The organism is Pseudomonas sp. GNP012 (genome assembly GCF_054343835.1).
In genome coordinates, this window is the sequence record NZ_JBTGUU010000001.1 from 3,242,330 (window position 1) to 3,263,779 (window position 21,450).

The window sequence follows — 21,450 nt, forward strand, 5'->3', positions numbered from 1 at the left end:
GTATGACTGATCCGCCGCCTTCGCGGGCAAGCCCGCTCCCACAGGTTATGTGTTGCCTTAGTGTCCCGAGGCCGCAGGCCCGGCCTTCGCCGTAAACGGCGGCCTGGCCAGCCACACGATCAGGATCAGCCCCAGGAACATCCAGCCCAACAAGGTGAAGTAATCCACCGTGGACATGATGTACGCCTGGCTGATCACCATCTGATCCAGTTGCGTGTAGGCCTTGGCCCCCGCCCCGCCCAGGTTGCTCAGTGCTTCGCGGGTCGCCGGGTCGAACGGGGTGATGCTTTCGGTCAGGTAGGCATGGTGCTGGTCGGCACGGCGAATCCAGATCCAGGTGGTCAGCGACGCCGCGAAACTACCGCCCAGGGTCCGCAGGAACGTCGCCAACCCGGAACCGTCGGCAATCTGGCTCGGCGGCAGGTCCGAGAGCAGGATGGTCAGGGTCGGCATGAAGAACAGCGCCACGCCTATCCCCATGAACAGCTGCACCATGGCGATGTGCTGGAAATCCACTTCATTGGTGAACCCGGCGCGCATGAAGCAACTGAGGCCGATGGCCAGGAACGCCCCGCCCGCCAGTAACCGCATGTCGAATTTCGGTGCGTATTTGCCAACAAAGGGTGCCAGCAACACCGGCAGGATCCCCAGCGGTGCCACGGCAAAACCGGCCCAGGTCGCGGTGTAGCCCAAGCGTGTCTGCAGCCACTGCGGCAGGATCAGGTTGATCCCGAAGAACCCGGCATAGCCCAGGATCAGCACAATGGTGCCGTAGCGGAAGTTGCGGTGGGCGAACAGACGCAGGTTGACCACCGGGTGTTCATCGGTCATTTCCCAGATCACGAAGAACGCCAGGGCCACCACCGAAATCACACTGCCGATCACGATGAAGCTCGATTCGAACCAGTCGGCATCGTTACCCTTGTCGAGCACGATCTGCAGCGCCCCGACACCGATAATCAGCGCGATCAGACCAACGTAATCCATCGGCTGGCGGCTGGTGACCACCGGGCGCTTTTTCATCTGCTGGGTGACCACCCAAGCCGCGAACAGGCCGATCGGCACGTTGATGAAGAAAATCCACGGCCAGCTATAGCTGTCGGTGATCCAGCCGCCGAGGATCGGCCCGGCAATCGGCGCGACCACCGTGACCATCGCCAGCAACGCCAGGGCCAGCCCCCGCTTCGCTGGCGGATAAACCGCGATCAGCAATGTCTGGGTCATCGGGTACAACGGCCCCGCCACCACCCCTTGCAGCACCCGGAAGCCCACCAGCTCGGGCATCGAGGTGGAAATCCCGCACAGGAACGAGGCCAGCACGAACAGCAGTGTCGCCCAGACAAACAGCTTCACCTCGCCAAAACGCCGACTGAGCCAACCGGTCAACGGCAAGGCGATGGCATTGCTCACCGCAAACGAGGTGATGACCCAGGTACCCTGCTCCGAACTCACACCCAGGTTGCCGGAGATCGTCGGCAACGCCACGTTGGCGATGGTGGTGTCGAGCACCTGCATGAAGGTCGCCAGCGACAGGCCGATAGTGCTCAGTAACAGGCTTGGCGGAGTGAAAGACGCGTTATTGCTCATCGCGAATCCTTTGAAACCAGTTGGGCGCAGCTAACCCTGTGGGAGCGACCTGTGGCGAGGGGGCTTGCCCCCGTTGGGCTGCGAAGCAGCCCCAAAATTTCCGATGTATCGAAGATCTTGTGAGTGCTGCGCACTCAAACGGGGGCAAGCCCCCTCGCCACAGGTCGCTTCCACAGGGGCGGTGTATTGGCGAATCAGCGTTGCGCGGTTTTGCTGACCGCGGCGCTGTTGTCGTGGATCAACCGGGTGATCATCGCGTCGGCCTCGGCCAGCTGACGGTCGTAGACGTTGGTGCTGAACGAAGCCTTCTGCGGCGGCTGTTGCGCCAGCACCGGCCCGCTCTGGTCGTGCAGATCCACATCGACCATGGTCGACAGGCCGACCCGCAGCGGATGCCTGGCCAGTTCCTCGGCGTTGACGTGGACTCGTACCGGCACGCGCTGCACGATCTTGATCCAGTTGCCAGTGGCGTTCTGCGCCGGCAGCAGGGCAAAGGCGCTGCCGGTCCCGGCGCCGAGGCTGTCGATGGTGCCGCGGTATTTGACGCTGCTGCCGTACAGATCCGTCTCAATCTCCACCGGTTGGCCAATGCGCATGTCACGCAACTGGGTTTCCTTGAAGTTGGCGTCGATCCACAGCTGATCCAGCGGAATCACCGCCATCAGCGCGGTACCCGGTTGCACGCGTTGACCCAGTTGCACCGAACGCTTGGCCACGTAACCGGTGACCGGTGCAATCAGGACGCTGCGTGAGTTGTTCAGGTAGGCCTGACGCAGTTGTGCGGCGGCGGCCATCACGTCCGGGTGCGAAGACACCACGGTGTCATCGACCAGCGCGCTGGTGGTCTTGAGCTTTTGTTCGGCATTGGCCAGGGCGTTTTGCGCCGAGGTCAGGTCGTCGCGGGCGTGGGACAGCTCTTCCTGGGAAATCGCCCCGCCGGCAGCAAGGTTCTTGCGCCGGCTGAAGTTGTCCTGAGCCTTTTGCACTTCGGCTTTCTGCGCATTGACCTGGGCTTTCATGCCATCCACATCACTGTACAGACCACGCACCTGACGCACGGTACGCGCCAGATTGGCCCGGGCGTTTTGCAGACCGATTTCGGCGTCGTTCGGGTCAAAGTTCACCAGCACCTGGCCTTCATGCACCAGATCGCCATCGTCGGCGCCGATGCTGACCACGGTGCCCGTGACCAGTGGCGTGATTTCCACCACGTTGCCGTTCACATAGGCGTCGTCGGTGCTTTCGCTCCAGCGTCCGTAGAACTCGTGATAAGCCCAGACGCCCGCGCCACTCAGCACGACGGCGACAGCGAGGATCAACAACATGAACTTGCGCTTGCCCGAGTTGGGGTTGCCTTGGGTGTTTTCCGGAGGTTGAGTTGTATCGGCAGTGGCCATGACAAGTACCTTGAATTAGTGGGTCAGCGTGGCGGGCGTGGCGTTGGCCAAGGCGATGGCCTCAGGCCGGAAACCACCGCCCAGCGCCTGCATCAATTGAATCGACAGGTCGATCTGCTCGGCATTCAGGTTGGCCAGCTGACGCTGGGCCTGGAGCAATTGCTGCTCGATGCTGAGCACGTCCAGGTAATTGCCGATGCCGGAACCGTAACGCTGGACCACGGTGCTGTAGGAATCCTGGGCGATGTCGGTGGCGTGCTGCTGGGCCGCGATCTGCCGGCCGATATCGCGCAGCTGGTTGATGCTGTCACTGACATCCCCCAGCGCCTTCACCAGACTTTTGTTGTACTGCGCCACCGCGAGGTCGTAGTCGGCGTCGCGGGAATCGAGGTCGGCGCGCAAGCGGCCACCGTCGAAAACCGGCACAGAGATCGTCGGTGCAATGCTGAAGAAGCGGCTGGCCGATCCAAACATCGCATCGCCCAACAAGGACTCGGCGCCGGCAGCCGCGCTGAGGTTCAAGTTGGGGTAGAACCGGGTCTTGCCGGCGTCGATGCTTTTGCTCGCTGCCTCGACCCGCCAGCGCGCGGCAACCAGGTCCGGGCGACGTCCGAGCAACTCGGCCGGCAACACCGAAGGTAGCGCTACCGCACTCGGCTTAAGAATGTTCGGCCGGGCAATTTCATTGCCGCGGTCCGGACCTTTGCCGAGCAGCACCGCAAGGGCGATCTTCGCGCTGTTCAGGCGCTTTTCCGCGTCGATCAAATTGGCTTGGGAGGTGGCTTCGAGGCTTTCGGTCTGCTGGAACTGGTACTGGCTGTCGATCCCGGCCGTCAGTCGCCGCTGGCTCAGCTCGAGCATTTGCCGGGTGCGCTTGAGGTCTTCGCTGGACAGGTCATACACGATGTGCGCCTGACCGAGATCGCTGTAGGCCCGGGCGACGTCGGCGGCCAGGGTCAGTTGCGCGGCCTGCTGGTCGACTTCAGCGGCACGGGCCTGGCCGAGGGCCGCTTCCCAGGCATCGCGCTGACCGCCCCACAGGTCGAAGTTGTAGTTGAAACGGGTGCTGATGTTACGCACGGTGGCGTAAGCGTCGCCCTGCCCGAGCGGGTCCTGGTCGCGGGCCAGGCGCGAGCGGCTGACACCGGCGCTGGCATCCAGGGTCGGCATCCGCGCGGCGTCGGCGGCGTAAGCGGCAGCGTTGGCCTGATGGGCACGGGCGTCGGCGATCTGCATGTCCGGGCTGTCGCGCAGGGCCTCGCGGATCAGGCCGTCGAGTTTCGGGTCGTCGAGGCTTTTCCACCAGTCGCTCTTCGGCCAGGCGGCCGGCGACAGGGGCACGCCGCCGAGGGATTGCCCGGCCTTGAAGTTTTTCGCGTCGAGCCTGACCCCTTCGGTTTTCAGGCCGCTGTAACTGGCGCAACCGGCCAGGCTCATGGCCAACAGCACCAGGCTCAAGCCGGCACGCAAGGGTTTACTGCTCATTTGTCACCTACCCGCAGCAGGGTGATCGCGTCACCGGCTGCTACCAAAATCTTCTTCAGGATCATCTCCAGGGTCTTCAGCTCTTGCGCAGTGATGGCACCGGCCAGTTCATTCATGGCTTCGGCGCCGATGTGCGGCAACAGCCCGGCGAGCTTCTGGCCGTCTTCCGTGAGTACCAGCTGCACCTGACGGCGATCCGCCTCGGAGCGTTGGCGGGCGAGGAACCCCTTCTGTTCCAGACGATCGAGCATGCGAGTCATCGAACCGCTGTCCAGGGACAGGTGACGGCACAACTCGCCCGGCGAATCGACGCCGTACTGGGCCATGATGATCAACACCTTGAACTGCGCGGCGGTGATGCCGTGGGGTTCCATGTGGGTGTCAATGATCCGGTCCTTGAGCAGCGCGGCGCGTCCGAGCAGCAGGCCAAGATGGCAATTGTGGAAATCGTCTGGAGAGAAATGTTTCATCTGACCACCCGTTAGCTGCCTAGGCAGTGAATGTATGTCTAAATGTTACTGCCTAGGCAGCGAATGTCAACGCAATAGTTAGCATGCTTTGCAAATAATTTTTCAATGCTGCCGGGTTTTGTGCTGTCCACACGGACGCCTTCGCGAGCAAGCCCGCTCCCACAGGGATCACGCTGAACCTGTGGGAGCGGGCTTGCTCGCGAATGGGGTGACTCGGTCTTTTGTAGGAAATGCGGACCTAGAAATCCCGCTTGTAGAAGATGTCCAGCGAACTGGCCACGCCGCCGGCGGCTTCAAGGTAGACCCTTTTGCTCAGCTTGTAGCGCAGGGCAATGGTGTTGGCCGGTTCGAACACGCCGACGCCATAGCGCAGGCTGAGCTTCTCGGAAATATTGCCGCTGGCCACTACGCTGGTGGTGTTGCCGCTGCCCTGGGTGTCGAGCTGGAAGTCCTGGATGCCCAGGTTCTTGGCGATGCCGCTGGTCACACCGGAACTGCCCATCAAGCCCAACCCGAGGGCCGCCTGGGCGAGCATGTTGTTGTCTTCGCCATTGCTGCTCAGTGGACGCCCGAGCACCAGATAGGACAAGGCCTGCTCCTGGCTCATCGCCGGCTCTGAAAAGATTTGCGTGGTCGGTTGTTCGGCACTGCCACTCAAACGAATGCCGGCGATGATGTCGTCGGTCTTGCGAATGGCTTCGATGTCCAGGTACGGCTGATCGATGGGCCCGGCAAACAGCAAACGTGCCCGGCGCACTGAAAGCCGCTGGCCATAGGCACGGTAACGCCCGTCGTTGAGCCACAGCTCGCCGCGGGTGTCCATGTTGTCGCCGATGTGCACATGCCCCTGCACATTCGCCGTCAGGCCAAACCCGGCAAAGCTCAGCTTGTCCTCGCCGACCAGCACTTCGATGTCCATCTTCATCGCCAGCGGTGGCTTGCCCTCCTCGGTCTGCTGACCGACGATCACCGTGTCATCGGAGACCTTGACCGTCGACGGCGGCAATTCACGAATGGTGATTTCACCCCTGGGCACCAGCACTTTACCGGCGATGGCCAGCTCATCGCCCTTCATTGAAATCTTCAGGTCCGGCGCGACTTCAAGCTTGGCGTAAGGCTCGACGGTGACCGGCAATTGCGAGCCCTTGAGTGCCAGATCCACCACCAGCGCCTGCCCCCAGGCGATGTTGCCGTTCAAGCTGCCCTGCCCGGCCTTGCCGCTGTTCCAGCCACCGTTCAGTTGCACGCTTTCACCGGCGATGAGCGCCTGAACGTGCAGGTTTTGCAGCTCCATCGGCAATTCAGGCCCGGCCACCACGCCGTCACTGAGTTGCAGGCTGCCATTGACCTGCGGCGCCAAAAGCCCGCCGGAAATCGTACCGCTGCCATTCAGGCGCCCGGCCAGCTTCTCGACCATCGGCACGAACGGTCGCGCCACCGACAAGTCCAGCCCGCTCAAACGGAACGAACCGCTCAACGGCTTGTTCTTCGGCAACGGATTGAGCTGTGCCTGCACCCTCAGTTCGCCGAGTTTGCCGCCGACAAAATTGAGTTCGGTGTCGATACGTTTGGGCGTGAGTTTGCTGGTGAGTGTCAGGGTCTGGTACGGGAACTCCAGCCACTGGTCCTTGTCCTTGATGCGCAACGTGCCGCCGCTGGCATCGACGCTGACCTGGCCGTTCGGGCCACTGGCCGGCAGATCCAGTTGCAGGTCGGCATTGAGCTGGCCCTGCCAGGCGAAATCCTTCGGCAACCACTGCGCGAGGCTGTCGATCGGGAACTGCCTGAGGTGATAACGCAGCTTCGGCTCGGGCATCAGGCGTGAGTCTTCACCGCACAGACTGGCCTGGCCGGATGCCCAGCAATGGGCACCAAAGTTGATTTTGCCGTCCGCCAGGCGTTCGAGTTTCGCCGGCCCTTGCAGCTTCCAGTCCTGGCCACCGGCCTGGATATCACCGCTGGCCAGGCGTCCACGCCAATTGCCTTTATCCAGCGCACCGTCCAGACCCAGCGCCAGTTTCAGCTTCGGCCCTTGCAGATCGAGGCTCAACTTCTGGTTCTTGATATCGCCCTGGCCGCTGGCGGTCAGGGTTCCCAGCGAGGTGTCACCGGCCTGGATGCCGCTGCCCTTGAGGTCGATTTTCGCCCGTTGCGCACTGTCCAGCGTGGCGCCCAGGTTCAGGCTTTGCAGGCGATTGTCCTGGAAAACCAATTGCGAGCCTTGCAGGTCCAGCTTGCCTTGGGGCGCCTTGAGCGTGCCGGCGACATCCACGCGGCCATTGAGTTGGCCGCGCAGCTCTGGCCAGAGTTGGGCCAGGCGCGGCAACTTGAGATCGATCTGCCCGGCGAGTTTCTGTTGCAGGCTGCCCTTGCCGCTGATGCTGTTCTCGCCCAGGCGAACCTGCAGGGCGTTGAGGTTCCATTGCTCACCACGGCCATCGGCCTTGGCCTGGATCACCGCCGGCTGGCCGCGCAGTTTGCCCTTGAGGTCCAGGTCGGCATTGAGGCTGAGCACTTCGTTTTTCAGCTCGCCCGTGCTGCGCAACGGCCCAGCCAGCGTGCCCGGTAGCTCCGCGACCCAGTACGCCGGGTTGATCGCCGACAGATCCAGCGCGGTGTCCCAGGCAATGCCGTCGGCGAACTGCAGGTTCAGGTGCCCTTCAGCCTTGCCCTGCCCGGCCTGGAGTTGAATCTGTTGCAGGTAGATTTTCGTCAGGTCGCCCGCGAACGGACTGGCCAGGGTGAAGGCACCGGCCGGACCATCCGCCGCGGCTTCAAAATGACCGAGGTATTTGCCGTCGGTGTAGGACACCTCACCGTTAAAGCGGCGCAACGCCACCTCCGGCTCGTCGATCAATGGATAGAGACGATGCCAGGGGAAGTCCAGCCAGTCGATTTTCGCTTCGGCGCTCAGGCCTTTGCTCCAATTCACAAGCCCTGTGAGCTTGAGGCTTTGCTTGTCGTTGGCGGTCAGGTCGAGCGCGGCGATCTGCGCGCCGCTGGCGTCGACCTTGCCTTGCAGCGCCAGGGCGACCGGGCCTTGCTCGGCGGGCAGCGTGGCCTTGCCGAACAGCGCGTAGCCGTTCTTCAAGTCGCCGGCACCGCTGAGTTCAAGCTGATTGAGTTGCAGGGTGTCCGGCAGATCGGCACCGGGTTTGAAGCCATCGGCGGTGATCCGCACCTTGGCCGGCAGGTTGTCCACCAGCGGTTGCAGTTCGCCGGTCAGTTGCCCGTTGAGGTAACCGCTGCTGTCGGCTCTGAGATTGAGGGTTTTCAGCAGGTCGCCATCAATCTTGAGCGCCAGCTCCCACGGCGCGGGGGTCGACAGGGTCAACTTGCCTTGCGCGTGAAGCGGCCAATTGCCGATCGGTTGCAGCGAGCCGGACAGGTTCAGGCTGAGGTCATCGCGCTGCAAATGCACGGAATCGATCTGCATGCCCTCAGGGGTCCAGTGTGCTGCCAGCTGCAAACCCTTGAGCTCTTCACTGCCGTTGAACAGCAGGCTGCCGACCTTGACGTCTCCCAACTCGATGGCCAGCGGCAACTTCAGTTCCGGCAGGGTAATCGGGCCGCTGTCCGGCTCTTCGGCACCCGGCGGGAACGTCAGGCTGACCTGGTCGGCCTGCAATTGCTCGATGCACAAGGTCATACGGGTCAGGCACAACGGCGACCAGGCGAAAATCACCTGGTTCAGTTCAACCCGACTGGTGTCCTGCTGCCACAGCACCCGGTCGGCACTCCACTGCCCGCCCAGCCGGCCCTGGAAATTGTCCAGGGTCAACCCCGGTACGAAGCCCAACGCCCAGCGGCTGCCCGTCGCCGTGCCGAGCACAGTGGCCAGCGTCAGGACAACCAGCATCAACAGTGCGGCTATTGCCAGCAGCGTTACTTTCAAACCACGCTTCACAGCTCAGGCCCCATGGAAAAGTGCAGTCGAATGCCGCCATCGTCGTCCAGCGCATGGGCCAGGTCGAGGCGGATCGGCCCCACCGGCGATACCCAGCGCACGCCGATACCGACCCCGGTCTTGAGGCTCGGCAGTTCGAGGGTGTTGAAGGCGTTGCCCTGGTCGACAAAGGTCGCTATCCGCCATTTTTCGGCGACCGAATACTGATACTCCGCGCTGGCGGCCACCATGTAGCGGCCACCGATGCGATCGCCGTCGGAGTTTTCCGGCGACAGGCTCTGATAGTCGTATCCGCGCACGCTCTGATCGCCACCGGCGAAGAAGCGCAACGATGGCGGTACCGATTTGAAGCCGTTGGTGGCACTGCCGCCGACCTGCACCCGTCCGAGGAATCGGTGTTTATCGAACACCGTGGTCAGGCCTTTGACCAATGCCGTGCCATAGAGCAGGTTGCTGTCGGAACCCAGCCCCTCCTTGGCCACCTTGGATTCGAATTGCAGGCGATAGCCGTTGTGCGGATCGATGCGGTTGTCGCTTTTGAGGTACGAATAGCTCACACCGGGCATCAGCAAGGTGCTGAGTCCCGAGTCATCGCCCAGTTGGTAATCCTCGCGCTGCCACTTCAGCGACACCACCCGTTGCCAGCCGCTGGGCAGTTTGCTGTGCCACTCGGGGCCGAGGGTCAGCAGCTTGCTGTGGCTTTCCTTATCGGCGATTTCTTCATTCTGGTAGCCACCGGCAAAACGCAGTTTGTCGGTCAGTGGCGGGTCCAGCGGAATGTCGTAGAACAGCCCGACGTTTTGCCGGGGTGCCGAGACTTCGGTTTCCCAGCCATAACTGTGCCCTTGTGCGTTGACCCAGTGCCGGGTCCAGTTGGCCTTGGCCCGTGGGCCGACGTCGGTGGAGAAACCCAGGCCCAGGCCCATGGTCCGTGGCTTGCGGGTTTCGAGCTTGACGTCTACCGGGATAGCATTCTCTTTTGACGCCGCGGGTGCTGCGTCCACGCGCACGCCTTCGAAGTAGCCACTCGATTGCAGGTTCTGATTGAGTTCGGCAATCAGCTCCGAGTCGTAAGGTGTACCGGCCTTGAAGGGCACCATGCGTTGCAGCAGTTCGTCATCGAACGGCGTATCGCCCTCGAAACTGACCTTGCCCAAGGAATAGCGCGGGCCGCTTTCATAGATAAGGTCGATATCGGCAACGCCGGCCCGCGGGTCGACCGACAGTTTCGAACGGGTGAAACGGCCGCTGAAAAAGCCATAACGCGAAGCCTGGTTCTGGATCAGGCGCTTGGCATCCTCGTAATGCCCATGGTTGAGCACGGCACCGGGCTTGAGCGCGTCGCTTTTGGGGATTCGAAAGGATTTGAGGGACGCCGCGGGTCCTTCGACTCGCACCGTGACATTGCGCAAGTGCACCGGCTCGCCGGGGTCGACCTTCAACACCAGGCGTGGCTTATCGCCGCCCTTCACTTCACTGTCGATGTGCGGCTGGTAATAACCCAAGGCCTGGGCGGCCTTGCGCGCCTGCTCCTCGGCGCCACGACTGAAGCGCTGCAAGGCTTCTTCGTCACGATCGCCGAGGCTGCCGATATAGCCCTCTATATTGGCCTTCAGTTCATCGTTGGACGGTTTGATCCGCACATCCAATTCACTTTGCGCCAGCGCCGTGCAGCTGGATAACAGCATGAGCACGCCACTGGTAAATCTTCCTGGAAACTTCATAGGCGCGGATGCTATCACGAGCATGGTTCATGAACATGGAAGCGTGATAGAGCCTGACATGCCCGGAAAGTTCGTGGTCTAAGCCGTTGCTGTTTGTAACACCTGGGGATTGGGGTGAAAAAACACGTGTTCGCGAACCGGCCCTACGGCAATTTCACCGATTTCCTCATAGCCCTGACGCTTATAGAACTCCAGATAGCGAGGGTTCCCGGTGTCGAGGATCACGCCCTGTGAGTGTTCATCCACCGCGCACCAGTTGTGCACGGCTTGCAACAGCTGTTCGCCGAAATGCTGGCCCTGGAACTGCGGGTGAACCCCCAGCAACGGCAAGACGTGCACCGAGTCGTTCGGCACGCAGGCCTCCACGGCAGCGTGATATTCGAGGTAGCGACGGGTGCAGCGAAATCCCGTGCTGAGCACCATGCGCAGGCGCCACGCCCAACTTTCGGTGACCCCAAGGCGACGTTGCGGCGGCGCGATCAGGGCGATGCCGATCAGGCGGTCGTTGACCAGCAGGCCGATGGCCGGCAGGTCCTGGAGAAAATGCTGGGTCACCAGTTCGCGCACCGTGGCGCGAACCCGCTGTTCGTAACCGGGGCGTTCAGCTTCGAACAGATAGCCGAAGGTCGGTTCGTGTCGATAAGCCTGGTACAGCAGCGAACGGGCTTCACGGGCGTAGCCGCTGTCGAGCATGTGAATATCGGCGATGGCGGTCGAGGTTTCGGGCATGACGGTTGATCTCCCCGGCACAGCTCGGATGGCTGCGCTCCTGTTGTTACTGTTGTTACGAGCTGATCGGCGCTGACACAGTTCCTTAAAGATCCGAAATGAGTGTAGGCAATGAATTCGCCTTCGCGAGCAGGCTCGCTCCCACAAAAGCAAAGGCCGGCGCATAACCTGTGGGAGCGGGCTTGCTCGCGAAAGGGCCATCACTGCCCACACAAGACTGACAGGCAAAACCCAATCCCCTCACCCCACACTGGCCCGATTCCCCCATGTCAGCTAGCATCGCCCTTTTGCCAGGACTGCCGACCATGAAGATCGTCTCCTTCAACATCAACGGGCTGCGCGCCCGTCCCCATCAGCTGGCGGCGCTGATCGAAAAGCACCAGCCCGATGTGATCGGCTTGCAGGAAACCAAAGTCCACGATGAGCAGTTCCCGCTGGCCGAGGTGCAGGCGCTGGGCTACCACGTGTATTTCCACGGGCAAAAAGGCCATTACGGCGTCGCCCTGCTCTCGCGCCAGGAACCGCTGGCCCTGCATAAAGGTTTCGCCACCGATGAAGAAGATGCCCAGCGGCGTTTCATCTGGGGCACCTTCGCCGACGCCAACGGTGTCCCGGTCACCATCATGAACGGTTATTTCCCACAGGGCGAAAGCCGCGACCACCCGACCAAATTCCCGGCCAAGGAGCGTTTCTACGGCGACTTGCAGCAATTGCTGGAAAGCCAGTTCAAGAACGACCAGCCGCTGGTGGTGATGGGCGATGTGAACATTTCCCCGGAAGACTGCGACATCGGCATCGGCCCGGACAACATGAAGCGCTGGCTGAAGACCGGCAAATGCAGCTTTCTGCCGGAAGAGCGCGAGTGGATGGCCCGCCTGAAGAACTGGGGCCTGGTCGACAGTTTCCGTCACCTGAACCCGGACGTGACCGACACCTTCAGCTGGTTCGACTACCGCAGCCGTGGCTTCGAAGACGAACCCAAGCGCGGCCTGCGCATCGATCTGATCCTCGCCTCCCACGGCTTGCTGCCGCGGGTGAAGGCCGCCGGTGTGGACTACGAACTGCGCGGCATGGAAAAACCTTCGGACCATGCGCCGATCTGGCTTGAGTTGAGCTGATCCCGAAACGTACCCAGCGCCAATGTGGGAGCGGGCTTGCTCGCGAATGCGGTGTTTCAGTCAATGCATGTATCGACTGATCTGACGCTTTCGCGAGCAAGCCCGCTCCCACATTGGAAAAGTATCATTTTTCGGAAACCTTACTGACTTAATCTCCCGACACCTCCTTTGGCTATATAAGGTGCCGGCATGATGCTGCGCGTATTGTTCCTGTTGATGCTGTGCCTCGGCTTGCCACACCTGGCGGCTGCCGGCAATTTGCCGACAGCTGGACAAGGCCCGGTGCTGCGCATTCAAGGCTCCAACACCATCGGCGCAGCCCTGGGACCGGCGCTGGTCGAGGGCCTGCTGGGCGAACAGGGCCTGCGCAGGATTCACCGCGAAACCCCGGACACCGCCAACGAACTGCGCATTGTCGGCGAAACCGCTGAGGGCCATCGGGTCGTGGTGGAGGTGGCGGCCCATGGTTCCAGCACCGGTTTCACTGCACTCAAAACAGCCAGCGCCGATCTTGCCGCCTCGTCGCGCCCGATCAAGGACAGCGAACTGACAAGCCTGCAATCCCTCGGTGACCTGAAAAGCCCGAGCGCCGAACAAGTCATCGCCATCGATGGCCTGGCGATCATCCTTCACCCGGACAATCCGCTGACTCAACTCGGCACCGAGCAACTGGCGCGCATTTTCAGTGGCGAAGTCAAAACCTGGGAAGAAATCGGCGGCCGCGTCGGGCCGATTCATCTGTATGCACGGGATGATCAGTCCGGTACCTACGACACCTTCAAGGAACTGGTCCTGAGTGATCGCGGGAAAGGTCTCAGCAGCACGGCGAAACGCTTCGAATCCAGTGAACAACTGTCCGACGCCGTGAGTGCAGACCCACAAGGCATTGGTTTTATCGGCCTGCCCTACGTGCGCCAGGCCAAAGCCGTGGCGATTGTCGATGGACAATCACAAGCCATGCCGCCACTGAACAACCTGATTGCCACGGAAGACTATCCGCTGTCCCGCCGACTGTTTTTTTATCTGCCACCGAGCAGGGAAAACCCTTGGGCCGATGCACTGGTGGCGTTTGCCCAAAGCAGCAAAGGACAAGCGATTGTCGCCGCCAACGGTTTCATCGCCCAGACCGTCCAGGCCATGACCGTGACACCCAATGCGTTGATGCCCGAGGGTTATCAGGCTCTGAGCCGTCACGCACAGCGTTTGTCGGTCAACTTTCGTTTCGAAGAAGGCAGCGCAACGCTGGACAACAAGGCGCAACAAGACTTGTCCCGGGTGCTCGACTATATAAAGCAGCACGACAAAACCAGTGGCCAGGTAACACTGGTGGGCTTTGGCGATGACAAGAGCGACCCGGCGCGCGCCGATCTGTTGTCAAAGCTGCGAGCCATGGCGGTAAGGCGGGAGTTGGTGAAAAGCGGTGTGGTGTTTCGCGAGATACGCGGATTTGGAGCGCAGATGCCGGTGGCGGCCAATAGCGCCGATGAGGGAAGGATCAAGAATCGGCGGGTTGAGGTTTGGGTGTATTGAATCTGATGTTGCTGCATCGAATGGAATGACGCCTTCGCGAGCAAGCCCGCTCCCACATTGGATCTCTACATGGCGCAGATTCAGTGTGGGAGCGGGCTTGCTCGCGAATGGCAGTCGCCGCGGTCTTAGTGCCCGCTACGCATCATCTCTTTCGGCACATATTTGCCGATTTCGAATTTGCCGATCGCCGCACGGTGCACTTCGTCCGGGCCGTCGGCCAGGCGCAGGGTGCGCTGCATCGCATACATGTAGGCCAGCGGGAAATCGTTGGAAACCCCTGCCCCGCCATGGATCTGGATCGCCCGGTCGATCACCCGCAACGCAACGTTTGGCGCGACGACCTTGATCTGCGCGATCTCGCTGCGGGCCACTTTGTTGCCAACGGTGTCCATCATGTACGCCGCCTTGAGTGTCAGCAGGCGTGCCATGTCGATCTCCATCCGCGAATCGGCGATCTTGTCGACGTTGCCGCCCAGCCGCGCCAGGGGCTTGCCGAATGCCGTACGGCTCACCGAGCGCTTGCACATCAGTTCCAGTGCACGCTCGGCCATGCCGATCGAACGCATGCAATGGTGAATCCGGCCCGGGCCAAGGCGACCTTGAGCGATTTCGAAGCCGCGTCCTTCGCCCAACAGGACGTTTTCGTACGGCACCCGGACATTTTCAAACAGCACTTCGGCGTGACCATGAGGCGCATCGTCGTAACCGAACACCGGCAGCGGGCGCACAATCTTCACGCCGGGGGTATCGACCGGCACCAGAATCATCGAGTGCTGGGCGTGGCGTGGCGCGTCCGGATTGCTCAGCCCCATGAAAATCAGGATTTTGCAGCGAGGGTCGCAAGCACCCGAGGTCCACCATTTCTTGCCGTTGATCACCCACTCATCACCATCGCGCACCGCACGGGCGGCCATGTTGGTGGCATCGGAGGAGGCAACGTCCGGTTCGGTCATGGCGAACGCCGAGCGGATCTCGCCGCGCAGCAAGGGTTCGAGCCAGCGTTGCTTCTGTTCTTCGTTGGCATAACGCACCAGCACTTCCATGTTACCGGTGTCCGGTGCCGAGCAGTTGAACGGCTCTGGTCCCAGCAGCGAGCGGCCCATGATTTCCGCCAACGGCGCGTATTCGAGGTTGGTCAGACCGGCACCGAGCTCAGACTCAGGCAGAAACAAATTCCACAGCCCTTCAGCCTTGGCCTTGAGTTTGAGTTCTTCCATGATCGCGGTCGGCTGCCAGCGGTCGCCCTCGGCGACCTGGCGCTCGAACACGGCTTCGGCGGGATAAACGTAGGTGTCCATGAACGCTGTTACGCGCTCACGCAGTTCCTGAACCTTGGGCGAATAAGCGAAATCCATGAGCGAGATACCTTCTTGGGGGAGGTTGTTTAGATCATGCAATCGATGCTAGAACAGCCATGAAAATTTACCTAGCCTATTCTCGGCGTGTATAAACATTCATCACCGATATATGATCGGCTGATCGTCAAGGTCAGCCCGCCCACACAATAAGAGAGCCGCGTAATGAATCTGAGCAAGGTCGATCTCAACCTTTTCATCGTCTTCGACGCGATCTACACCGAAGCCAACCTGACCCGTGCCGGGCAGATTGTCGGCATCACCCAACCGGCGGTGTCGAACGCTCTGGCCCGCCTGCGCGAGACCTTCAACGACCCGCTGTTCGTACGCACGGCCCAAGGCATGGTGCCGACGCCCATGGCGCAGAACATCATCGGCCCGGTGCGCAATGCGCTCTCACTGCTGCGCGTGTCGGTGCAGGAAAGCCGCATTTTCAATCCGCAGCAAGCGGCCAAGACCTATCGCATCAGCATGACCGACCTCACCGAAGCGGTGATCCTGCCGCCGCTGTTCCAGCGCCTGCGCCGCCTGGCGCCGACGGTGATCATCGAGAGTTTTCTGTCCAAACGCCGCGAGACCACCAAGGAACTGGCGGCCGGCCGCCTGGACTTTGCGGTCGATGCGCCGCTCAACACCGACCCGCAGGTACGTCACGTCAAGTTGATGGAGGACCGCTACGTGTGCGCCATGCGCAAGGGGCATCCGCTGGCGGGCAAGGAAAAACTCACGCTGGATGATTACCTGGGCCTGACCCACATCCATATTTCCAGCCGCCGCAGCGGCCTCGGTTATGTCGACCTGGCGCTGGGCAAGATGGGCATCCAGCGCAAGATCGCCCTGCGTTCCCAGCATTACCTGATGGCCTCGCAGGTGTTGCAGCAGACGGACATGGTCATGACCGTGCCGGAACGCTTCGCCCGCCGCAACGACCTGCACGCCTTTTATCTGCCGGTCAACGATGTGCCACCGGTGGAAACCCACCTTTACTGGCACGAAAGCACTGACCAGGACCCGGCGAACCGCTGGATGCGCGAGCAGATGATCGAGTTGTGCCAGCAGGTGACGGCGCAGGAGAAGAAGCTCGAGAAGGTGTAAAGGCGTCACACCGCGTTATCGTTCTTCGCGAGCAAGCCCGCTCCCACATTGGATCTTCAGTGGACACAATACTGGTGCCCTGCACAAATCCCTGTGGGAGCGGGCTTGCTCGCGAAGGGGCCAGCAAGAACGCTGAAAATTCACGCCCCTTGACGTAAACGTCAACCTGCCATTAGCTTAGCGCCATGACCTTTTGCGAGCGCTTCCATGAGCAGCCAGACCTACAGCATTTCCGACCTCGCCCGCGAGCTCGACATCACCACCCGCGCCATTCGCTTTTATGAGGAGCAAGGCCTGCTCAGCCCCGAGCGCCGTGGTCAGGAACGCATTTACTCGCCCCGGGACAAAGTCAGCCTGAAGCTGATCCTGCGGGGCAAACGCATCGGTTTCTCGCTGGCTGAATGCCGCGAGCTGATCGAGCTTTACGACCCGTCCAGCGGTAACACAAAACAGTTGCACAGCATGCTGGCGAAAATCAGCGAGCGCCGTGAGCAGCTTGAACAGCAGTTGCTGGACATCGAACAGATGAAACTGGAGCTCGATACTGCCGAAGAGCGCTGCGTACAGGCGCTGGAGCAGACCCTCAAAAGCCAGGAATCAATTCAGTAAATCCACACCGCCCCCTGTAGGAGCGAGCCTGCTCGCGATGGTCGTTAACGATAACGCGTGTTTGCTGGATAAACGCGGTGCCTGAGAACCCATCGCGAGCAGGCTCGCTCCTACAGGGTTCTCCGAACAATCAGCACAGGTCAAAGCCCATGTCCCTCCCCTCCCACGTACGCATTGTCGAAGTCGGCCCGCGCGATGGCCTGCAAAACGAAGCCCAACCCATCAGCGTTGCCGACAAGGTGCAACTGGTCGATGCACTGACCGCAGCCGGGCTCGGCTATATAGAAGTCGGCAGTTTCGTGTCGCCCAAGTGGGTGCCGCAGATGGCCGGCTCCGCCGAGGTTTTCGCGCAGATCCAGCGCAAACCGGGTGTGGTCTATGGCGCACTCGCTCCCAACCTGCGCGGTTTCGAAGATGCCCTCGCCGCCGGGGTCAAGGAAGTGGCCGTGTTCGCCGCGGCGTCCGAGGCGTTTTCCCGGCGCAACATCAATTGCTCGATCAGCGAAAGCCTGGAGCGTTTCGCGCCGATCATGGAGGCCGCCAGACAACATGGGGTGACCGTGCGCGGGTATGTGTCCTGCGTGCTGGGCTGCCCCTATGAAGGTCACGTCACCCCGGAGCAAGTCGCTTTGGTCGCTCGCGAGCTCTATGCCATGGGCTGCTACGAGGTCTCGCTGGGGGACACCATCGGCACCGGCACCGCTGGCGCGACCCGGAAAATGTTCGAAGTGGTAGCAAAGGATGTACCCCGTGAAAAGCTCGCCGGGCACTTCCACGACACCTATGGCCAGGCCGTGGCCAACATCTACGCCAGCCTGCTGGAAGGTATCTCGGTGTTCGACAGCTCCATCGCCGGTCTCGGCGGCTGCCCCTATGCCAAGGGCGCCAGCGGTAACGTCGCGACCGAAGACGTGGTTTACCTGCTGAACGGCCTGGGTATCGACACCGGAATCGACCTCGACGCCCTGATGCTCGCCGGTCAGCAGATTTGCAGCGTATTGGGTCGCCCTACCGGTTCCCGCGTGGCCAGGGCCCGCAGCGCACAGTGAGTGCGTTGAGTGTGTCCGGGTGTTACCGCGCAGACTCAAACGTGGGCGCAAGCGAGTAACACGGAAACAAAATGTAGGGTTTTGCCTGAGGAAAAAAACCCGCAAAACCTCAAAGCATTGATTTTAAAGGCTTTTTAAAAGTTGGCACGGCTCCTGCTATATCTATCGCATAACAAGAATAAAAAAATTGCGGCAACCCTAATAAAAACAAGACGTAACGACTCTGACATAACAAAAACAACACGGCAGAGACGCAGCTAACAGATTTTTTTGGAGAAGATGTGCTTTTCAGGGTGCTTTTCGAAGTGACCCGCAATCAGACAGAGAATAATAAAACTACCTTCAGGTAGCTCCCGTACTGGTTGGATCGCTCAGCGAAAAAGCAGATCAGCGCTCAAAAAAATACGTTTGCTCTTGATCCCGGATGGGGATCGCCAAAAACAGCGGTAAAGGGCAACGGTTGCCAAAAACAAAAACAGACCGACCCTCAATAATAAAAAAAGAGCACGCGCAACGACAAATTAAAGGGGAGCTTCGGCTCCCCTTTGTGCTTTCCGGGACTCTGGTTCAGCGCCCATCGATCGACGCCCCACCCAACAGAAATCACAAAAAGCAACCTCTACGCCTGGCGGTATGCCTCCATCGTCTGACCCACGCAAAGCGCCCGACGCGCCTCTGGATCCTGCTCGTCCGAGTTCTGCATGCAGTTGCGGAAGTAGGCAACATAGCCGTCGAAGTCTTTTGCCGCCCGCTCTGGAGAGACCTTTGTCAGGTGCTCGATGAAACGACGCGGTGAGACTTCGAAATGCTGATAATCAATCGGATAGTTGAAGTAACCTCCCCAATTGATAAAACCATAATTGGCAAACACATTGACTACCGGCTCAGCAAGACCAAATCGCTCCGATTTCTCGGGCCGAAACTGCATTCGGTTGACATAAGCACGCGCGGAAACAACCGGATCAATCATCGCCTGACCAGTAGGCTGGATATTAATGTAGGGATTCTGGATCGGGTTAAGATCAATCGCGGCACCGTATGCATGAAGAGACCAACTACTACCCCCGGTAATCGCCCGCCCATTGAAAGCCGAAGTATTGTTATCGGCCATGGAGGCGCCATCATTCCCCATGTAATGTTCGAGACCGCGCGCTATTTTCAATGGGAACGCCATATGATGAAGATCGTTGAAAATGCTTTGCACATAAGGGGCAAAGGCATCCAGCACGGTTATCGAGCCTTGTTCGACCCGGCCTTCGAAATTGGTGAAATCGAAGGAAACCACGCGCAATCTGTCACAGCCAACCGGATTTTTGTCGGTAATGACATTAGTCGTCTTCATTAACTCGCACAGCTCAGGGGTGACCGGAGAAACACTGGCCTGTGCCACCTCGCTCAGTCCTACGAGCGCTGCTGAACACAAAACCCCGGCCATTAATAAGTTTCTTACTTCCATGTCAGTTTCAACTCCTGTAATAACTCACACCACTTCATGTGGGCGTATCGAAACCTTACAGGGAATCCAGCAACAGGATCATCCGATCAAGTGTATGCCAACGTAAACTTGACTTTTAAAACGCAGACACTAAAAAGCCGATACGGGTATCGGCTTTATTCAGCACAGCTCTGAAACGGTTTTTTGCCCCGCGGCATCTAAACGGAGCCTACCGATTTACCTTGAGCTCCTCGATACTTATTTCGCGCATCCGGAATTTCTGGATCTTGCCGGTCACGGTCATTGGAAACTCCTCGACGAACTTGAAGTAACGCGGCGTCTTGAAGTGCGCGATGCGCTCCTTGCACCAGGCTTGCAGCTCTTGTTCGGTAGCGCTGTGGCCGGGGTGGAACTTGATCCAGGCGACGATCTCTTCGCCGTAGCGCGAGCATGGAATGCCGATCACCTGAACGTCCGCAACGGCCGGATGCGTGAAGAAAAACTCTTCCAGCTCCCGCGGGTAAATATTCTCACCACCACGGATGATCATGTCCTTGTTGCGCCCGGCAATACACACGTACCCCTCCTCGTTCATGCTCGCCAGATCACCGGTGTGCATCCAGCCTGCCGGATCGATGGCTTCTGCGGTGCCTTCAGGGTTGTTCCAGTAACCCAGCATCACACTGTAACCGCGAGTGCACAGCTCACCGATGGTGCCCCGCGGTACCAGGTTGCCCGCTTCGTCGATGATCTTGCTTTCAAGCTGCGGCTGGGTGCGGCCGACGGTGGTCACGCGCAATTCCAGGTCGTCTGAAGGACCGGTCTGCAATGACACCGGACTGGTTTCCGTCATGCCGTAGGCAATCTGCACTTCGCTCATGTGCATTTCGCTGATGACCCGACGCATCACTTCGATAGGACAGGTTGCGCCTGCCATGATCCCGGTGCGCAGGCTCGACAGATCGAATTCGGCACGTTGCGGCTGGTCGAGCATGGCGATGAACATGGTCGGCACGCCGTACAGCGCCGTGGCTTTTTCTTCAGCCACAGTGCCGAGGGTCAGTAACGGATCGAACGCGTCGTTCGGATAAATCATCGTGCTGCCATGGGTGATGCAGCCGAGGTTGCCCATGACCATGCCGAAGCAGTGATACAAGGGCACCGGAATCACCAGGCGATCGGCCGCCGTCAGGCCCAGGCTTTCACCGACCATGTAACCGTTGTTGAGAATGTTGTAGTGACTGAGGGTCGCGCCCTTGGGAAAACCGGTGGTGCCAGAGGTGTACTGGATATTCACCGGCTGATCGAAATGCAGGCTGTTCTGGCGCTCATGCAGTTGCTCGACTGTCACGCTGTCCGCCAGACCGGTCAATTGCGACCAGGGCAGGAACCCCGACGGCGGCTGGACATCCAGGCTGATAACGCCACGCAACTGCGGCAACCGCTCGCTCTGCAGTTTGCCGATGGATTGCTCGGCCAGCTCGGGCACCAGGCCTTGCAGCATCGCGTGATAGTTTGAGGTCTTGAAGGCCCCGGCGCAAACCAGCCATTGGCAGCCGGATTGCTTGAGTACGTATTCGAGTTCGGAACTGCGATACGCCGGATTGATATTAACCAGGATCACGCCGATTTTCGCGGTGGCAACCTGGCTGATGCACCACTGCGCACAGTTCGGCGCCCAGATGCCAAGGCGATCCCCGGCTTGCAGCCCCAGTGCCAGCAGAGCTCTGGCGTGCAGGTCCGCGGCCTCGGCCAACTGCCGCCAGGTGTAACGCAGCTGTTGATGGCGCACAACCAGCGCCTCCCCGTCCGGGAACTGCGCGACCGTGTTGTCGAACGCCTGGCCGATGGTCATCGCCAGCAAGGCTTTGTCCTGGGAACCACGGGTGTAACTGCATTGCGGGCTTGCACTGGGTTGATCCATGACGACCCCTATTGTCTTTATTTATGGGCTACCGGC

The 21,450-nt window shown here is 60.4% G+C and carries 15 protein-coding genes; 5 read left to right on the forward strand and 10 right to left on the reverse strand.

Annotated elements, in window-relative coordinates; all coding sequences use genetic code 11:
• Positions 1 to 57: 57 nt before the first annotated feature.
• From ACXX83_RS14530 to ACXX83_RS14560, 7 genes are all read right to left on the reverse strand, one after another.
• On the reverse strand, positions 58 to 1,587 hold the full coding sequence (locus tag ACXX83_RS14530; protein WP_458548921.1) for a DHA2 family efflux MFS transporter permease subunit: 1,530 nt from the start codon (positions 1,585 to 1,587) through the stop codon (positions 58 to 60).
• A gap of 194 nt (positions 1,588 to 1,781) precedes the next feature.
• The gene (locus ACXX83_RS14535; RefSeq protein ID WP_458548922.1) at positions 1,782 to 2,984 is read right to left on the reverse strand and encodes an HlyD family secretion protein; all 1,203 of its coding nucleotides are present in this window, start codon (positions 2,982 to 2,984) and stop codon (positions 1,782 to 1,784) included.
• 15 nt (positions 2,985 to 2,999) lie between these two features.
• Positions 3,000 to 4,469 (reverse strand): efflux transporter outer membrane subunit, encoded by a 1,470-nt coding sequence (locus tag ACXX83_RS14540; RefSeq protein WP_458548923.1) that lies wholly within the window; start codon positions 4,467 to 4,469, stop codon positions 3,000 to 3,002.
• A complete protein-coding gene (locus tag ACXX83_RS14545) occupies positions 4,466 to 4,939 on the reverse strand; it encodes a MarR family winged helix-turn-helix transcriptional regulator (protein WP_458548924.1) in 474 nt (157 codons plus the stop codon). Before ACXX83_RS14545 ends, ACXX83_RS14540 begins: the two co-directional genes overlap by 4 nt.
• A 238-nt stretch (positions 4,940 to 5,177) precedes the next feature.
• Entirely contained in the window at positions 5,178 to 8,846 is a 3,669-nt protein-coding gene (locus tag ACXX83_RS14550) for a translocation/assembly module TamB domain-containing protein (RefSeq protein ID WP_458548925.1), read from the reverse strand.
• A complete protein-coding gene (locus tag ACXX83_RS14555) occupies positions 8,843 to 10,570 on the reverse strand; it encodes an autotransporter assembly complex protein TamA (protein WP_458548926.1) in 1,728 nt (575 codons plus the stop codon). Before ACXX83_RS14555 ends, ACXX83_RS14550 begins: the two co-directional genes overlap by 4 nt.
• Positions 10,571 to 10,648: 78 nt before the next feature.
• Positions 10,649 to 11,299, reverse strand: a complete 651-nt coding sequence (locus ACXX83_RS14560; protein WP_458548927.1) for a GNAT family N-acetyltransferase — start codon at positions 11,297 to 11,299, stop codon at positions 10,649 to 10,651.
• Positions 11,300 to 11,604: 305 nt separating this feature from the next.
• On the opposite strand from ACXX83_RS14560, the gene xthA reads away from it, so the two are divergent.
• Both xthA and ACXX83_RS14570 read left to right on the forward strand, forming a co-directional pair.
• Positions 11,605 to 12,417: an exodeoxyribonuclease III gene (gene xthA / locus ACXX83_RS14565; RefSeq protein ID WP_007970500.1), complete on the forward strand. Its 813-nt coding sequence runs from the start codon at positions 11,605 to 11,607 to the stop codon at positions 12,415 to 12,417.
• 189 nt (positions 12,418 to 12,606) lie between these two features.
• Positions 12,607 to 13,947 carry a substrate-binding domain-containing protein gene (locus tag ACXX83_RS14570; RefSeq protein WP_458548928.1) on the forward strand — a complete coding sequence of 447 codons (1,341 nt, stop codon included), beginning with the start codon at positions 12,607 to 12,609 and terminating at the stop codon, positions 13,945 to 13,947.
• 125 nt (positions 13,948 to 14,072) lie between these two features.
• Here ACXX83_RS14570 and ACXX83_RS14575 read toward each other — a convergent pair whose 3' ends face one another.
• Complete coding sequence (locus ACXX83_RS14575) at positions 14,073 to 15,302, reverse strand: acyl-CoA dehydrogenase (protein ID WP_015094355.1); 1,230 nt, start codon at positions 15,300 to 15,302, stop codon at positions 14,073 to 14,075.
• 165 nt (positions 15,303 to 15,467) lie between these two features.
• Here ACXX83_RS14575 and ACXX83_RS14580 point away from each other — a divergent pair, with 165 nt between their 5' ends.
• The 3 genes from ACXX83_RS14580 to ACXX83_RS14590 all read left to right on the forward strand — a co-directional run bounded on the left by ACXX83_RS14580 (position 15,468) and on the right by ACXX83_RS14590 (position 18,055).
• Positions 15,468 to 16,397, forward strand: a complete 930-nt coding sequence (locus ACXX83_RS14580) for a LysR family transcriptional regulator (protein ID WP_217835723.1) — start codon at positions 15,468 to 15,470, stop codon at positions 16,395 to 16,397.
• Positions 16,398 to 16,604: 207 nt separating this feature from the next.
• A complete protein-coding gene (locus ACXX83_RS14585; protein WP_007980992.1) occupies positions 16,605 to 17,006 on the forward strand; it encodes a MerR family transcriptional regulator in 402 nt (133 codons plus the stop codon).
• Between the two features lie 149 nt (positions 17,007 to 17,155).
• Positions 17,156 to 18,055 (forward strand): hydroxymethylglutaryl-CoA lyase, encoded by a 900-nt coding sequence (locus ACXX83_RS14590; RefSeq protein WP_458548929.1) that lies wholly within the window; start codon positions 17,156 to 17,158, stop codon positions 18,053 to 18,055.
• Positions 18,056 to 18,674: 619 nt separating this feature from the next.
• Here ACXX83_RS14590 and ACXX83_RS14595 read toward each other — a convergent pair.
• Together ACXX83_RS14595 and ACXX83_RS14600 are read right to left on the reverse strand one after the other, a co-directional pair.
• Positions 18,675 to 19,511: a M15 family metallopeptidase gene (locus ACXX83_RS14595; RefSeq protein WP_458548930.1), complete on the reverse strand. Its 837-nt coding sequence runs from the start codon at positions 19,509 to 19,511 to the stop codon at positions 18,675 to 18,677.
• Between the two features lie 208 nt (positions 19,512 to 19,719).
• On the reverse strand, positions 19,720 to 21,414 hold the full coding sequence (locus tag ACXX83_RS14600) for an AMP-binding protein (protein ID WP_217835726.1): 1,695 nt from the start codon (positions 21,412 to 21,414) through the stop codon (positions 19,720 to 19,722).
• Positions 21,415 to 21,450 lie beyond the last annotated feature (36 nt).

Bases quoted from the DNA above. Each gene is read 5' to 3' on its own strand.
- ACXX83_RS14530 (WP_458548921.1), bottom strand. From the start codon at position 1,587: ATGAGCAATAACGCGTCTTTCACTCCGCCAAGCCTGTTACTGAGCACT.
- ACXX83_RS14535 (WP_458548922.1), bottom strand. From the start codon at position 2,984: ATGGCCACTGCCGATACAACTCAACCTCCGGAAAACACCCAAGGCAAC.
- ACXX83_RS14540 (WP_458548923.1), bottom strand. From the start codon at position 4,469: ATGAGCAGTAAACCCTTGCGTGCCGGCTTGAGCCTGGTGCTGTTGGCC.
- ACXX83_RS14545 (WP_458548924.1), bottom strand. From the start codon at position 4,939: ATGAAACATTTCTCTCCAGACGATTTCCACAATTGCCATCTTGGCCTG.
- ACXX83_RS14555 (WP_458548926.1), bottom strand. From the start codon at position 10,570: ATGAAGTTTCCAGGAAGATTTACCAGTGGCGTGCTCATGCTGTTATCC.
- ACXX83_RS14560 (WP_458548927.1), bottom strand. From the start codon at position 11,299: ATGCCCGAAACCTCGACCGCCATCGCCGATATTCACATGCTCGACAGC.
- xthA (WP_007970500.1), top strand. From the start codon at position 11,605: ATGAAGATCGTCTCCTTCAACATCAACGGGCTGCGCGCCCGTCCCCAT.
- ACXX83_RS14570 (WP_458548928.1), top strand. From the start codon at position 12,607: ATGATGCTGCGCGTATTGTTCCTGTTGATGCTGTGCCTCGGCTTGCCA.
- ACXX83_RS14575 (WP_015094355.1), bottom strand. From the start codon at position 15,302: ATGGATTTCGCTTATTCGCCCAAGGTTCAGGAACTGCGTGAGCGCGTA.
- ACXX83_RS14580 (WP_217835723.1), top strand. From the start codon at position 15,468: ATGAATCTGAGCAAGGTCGATCTCAACCTTTTCATCGTCTTCGACGCG.
- ACXX83_RS14585 (WP_007980992.1), top strand. From the start codon at position 16,605: ATGAGCAGCCAGACCTACAGCATTTCCGACCTCGCCCGCGAGCTCGAC.
- ACXX83_RS14590 (WP_458548929.1), top strand. From the start codon at position 17,156: ATGTCCCTCCCCTCCCACGTACGCATTGTCGAAGTCGGCCCGCGCGAT.
- ACXX83_RS14595 (WP_458548930.1), bottom strand. From the start codon at position 19,511: ATGGAAGTAAGAAACTTATTAATGGCCGGGGTTTTGTGTTCAGCAGCG.
- ACXX83_RS14600 (WP_217835726.1), bottom strand. From the start codon at position 21,414: ATGGATCAACCCAGTGCAAGCCCGCAATGCAGTTACACCCGTGGTTCC.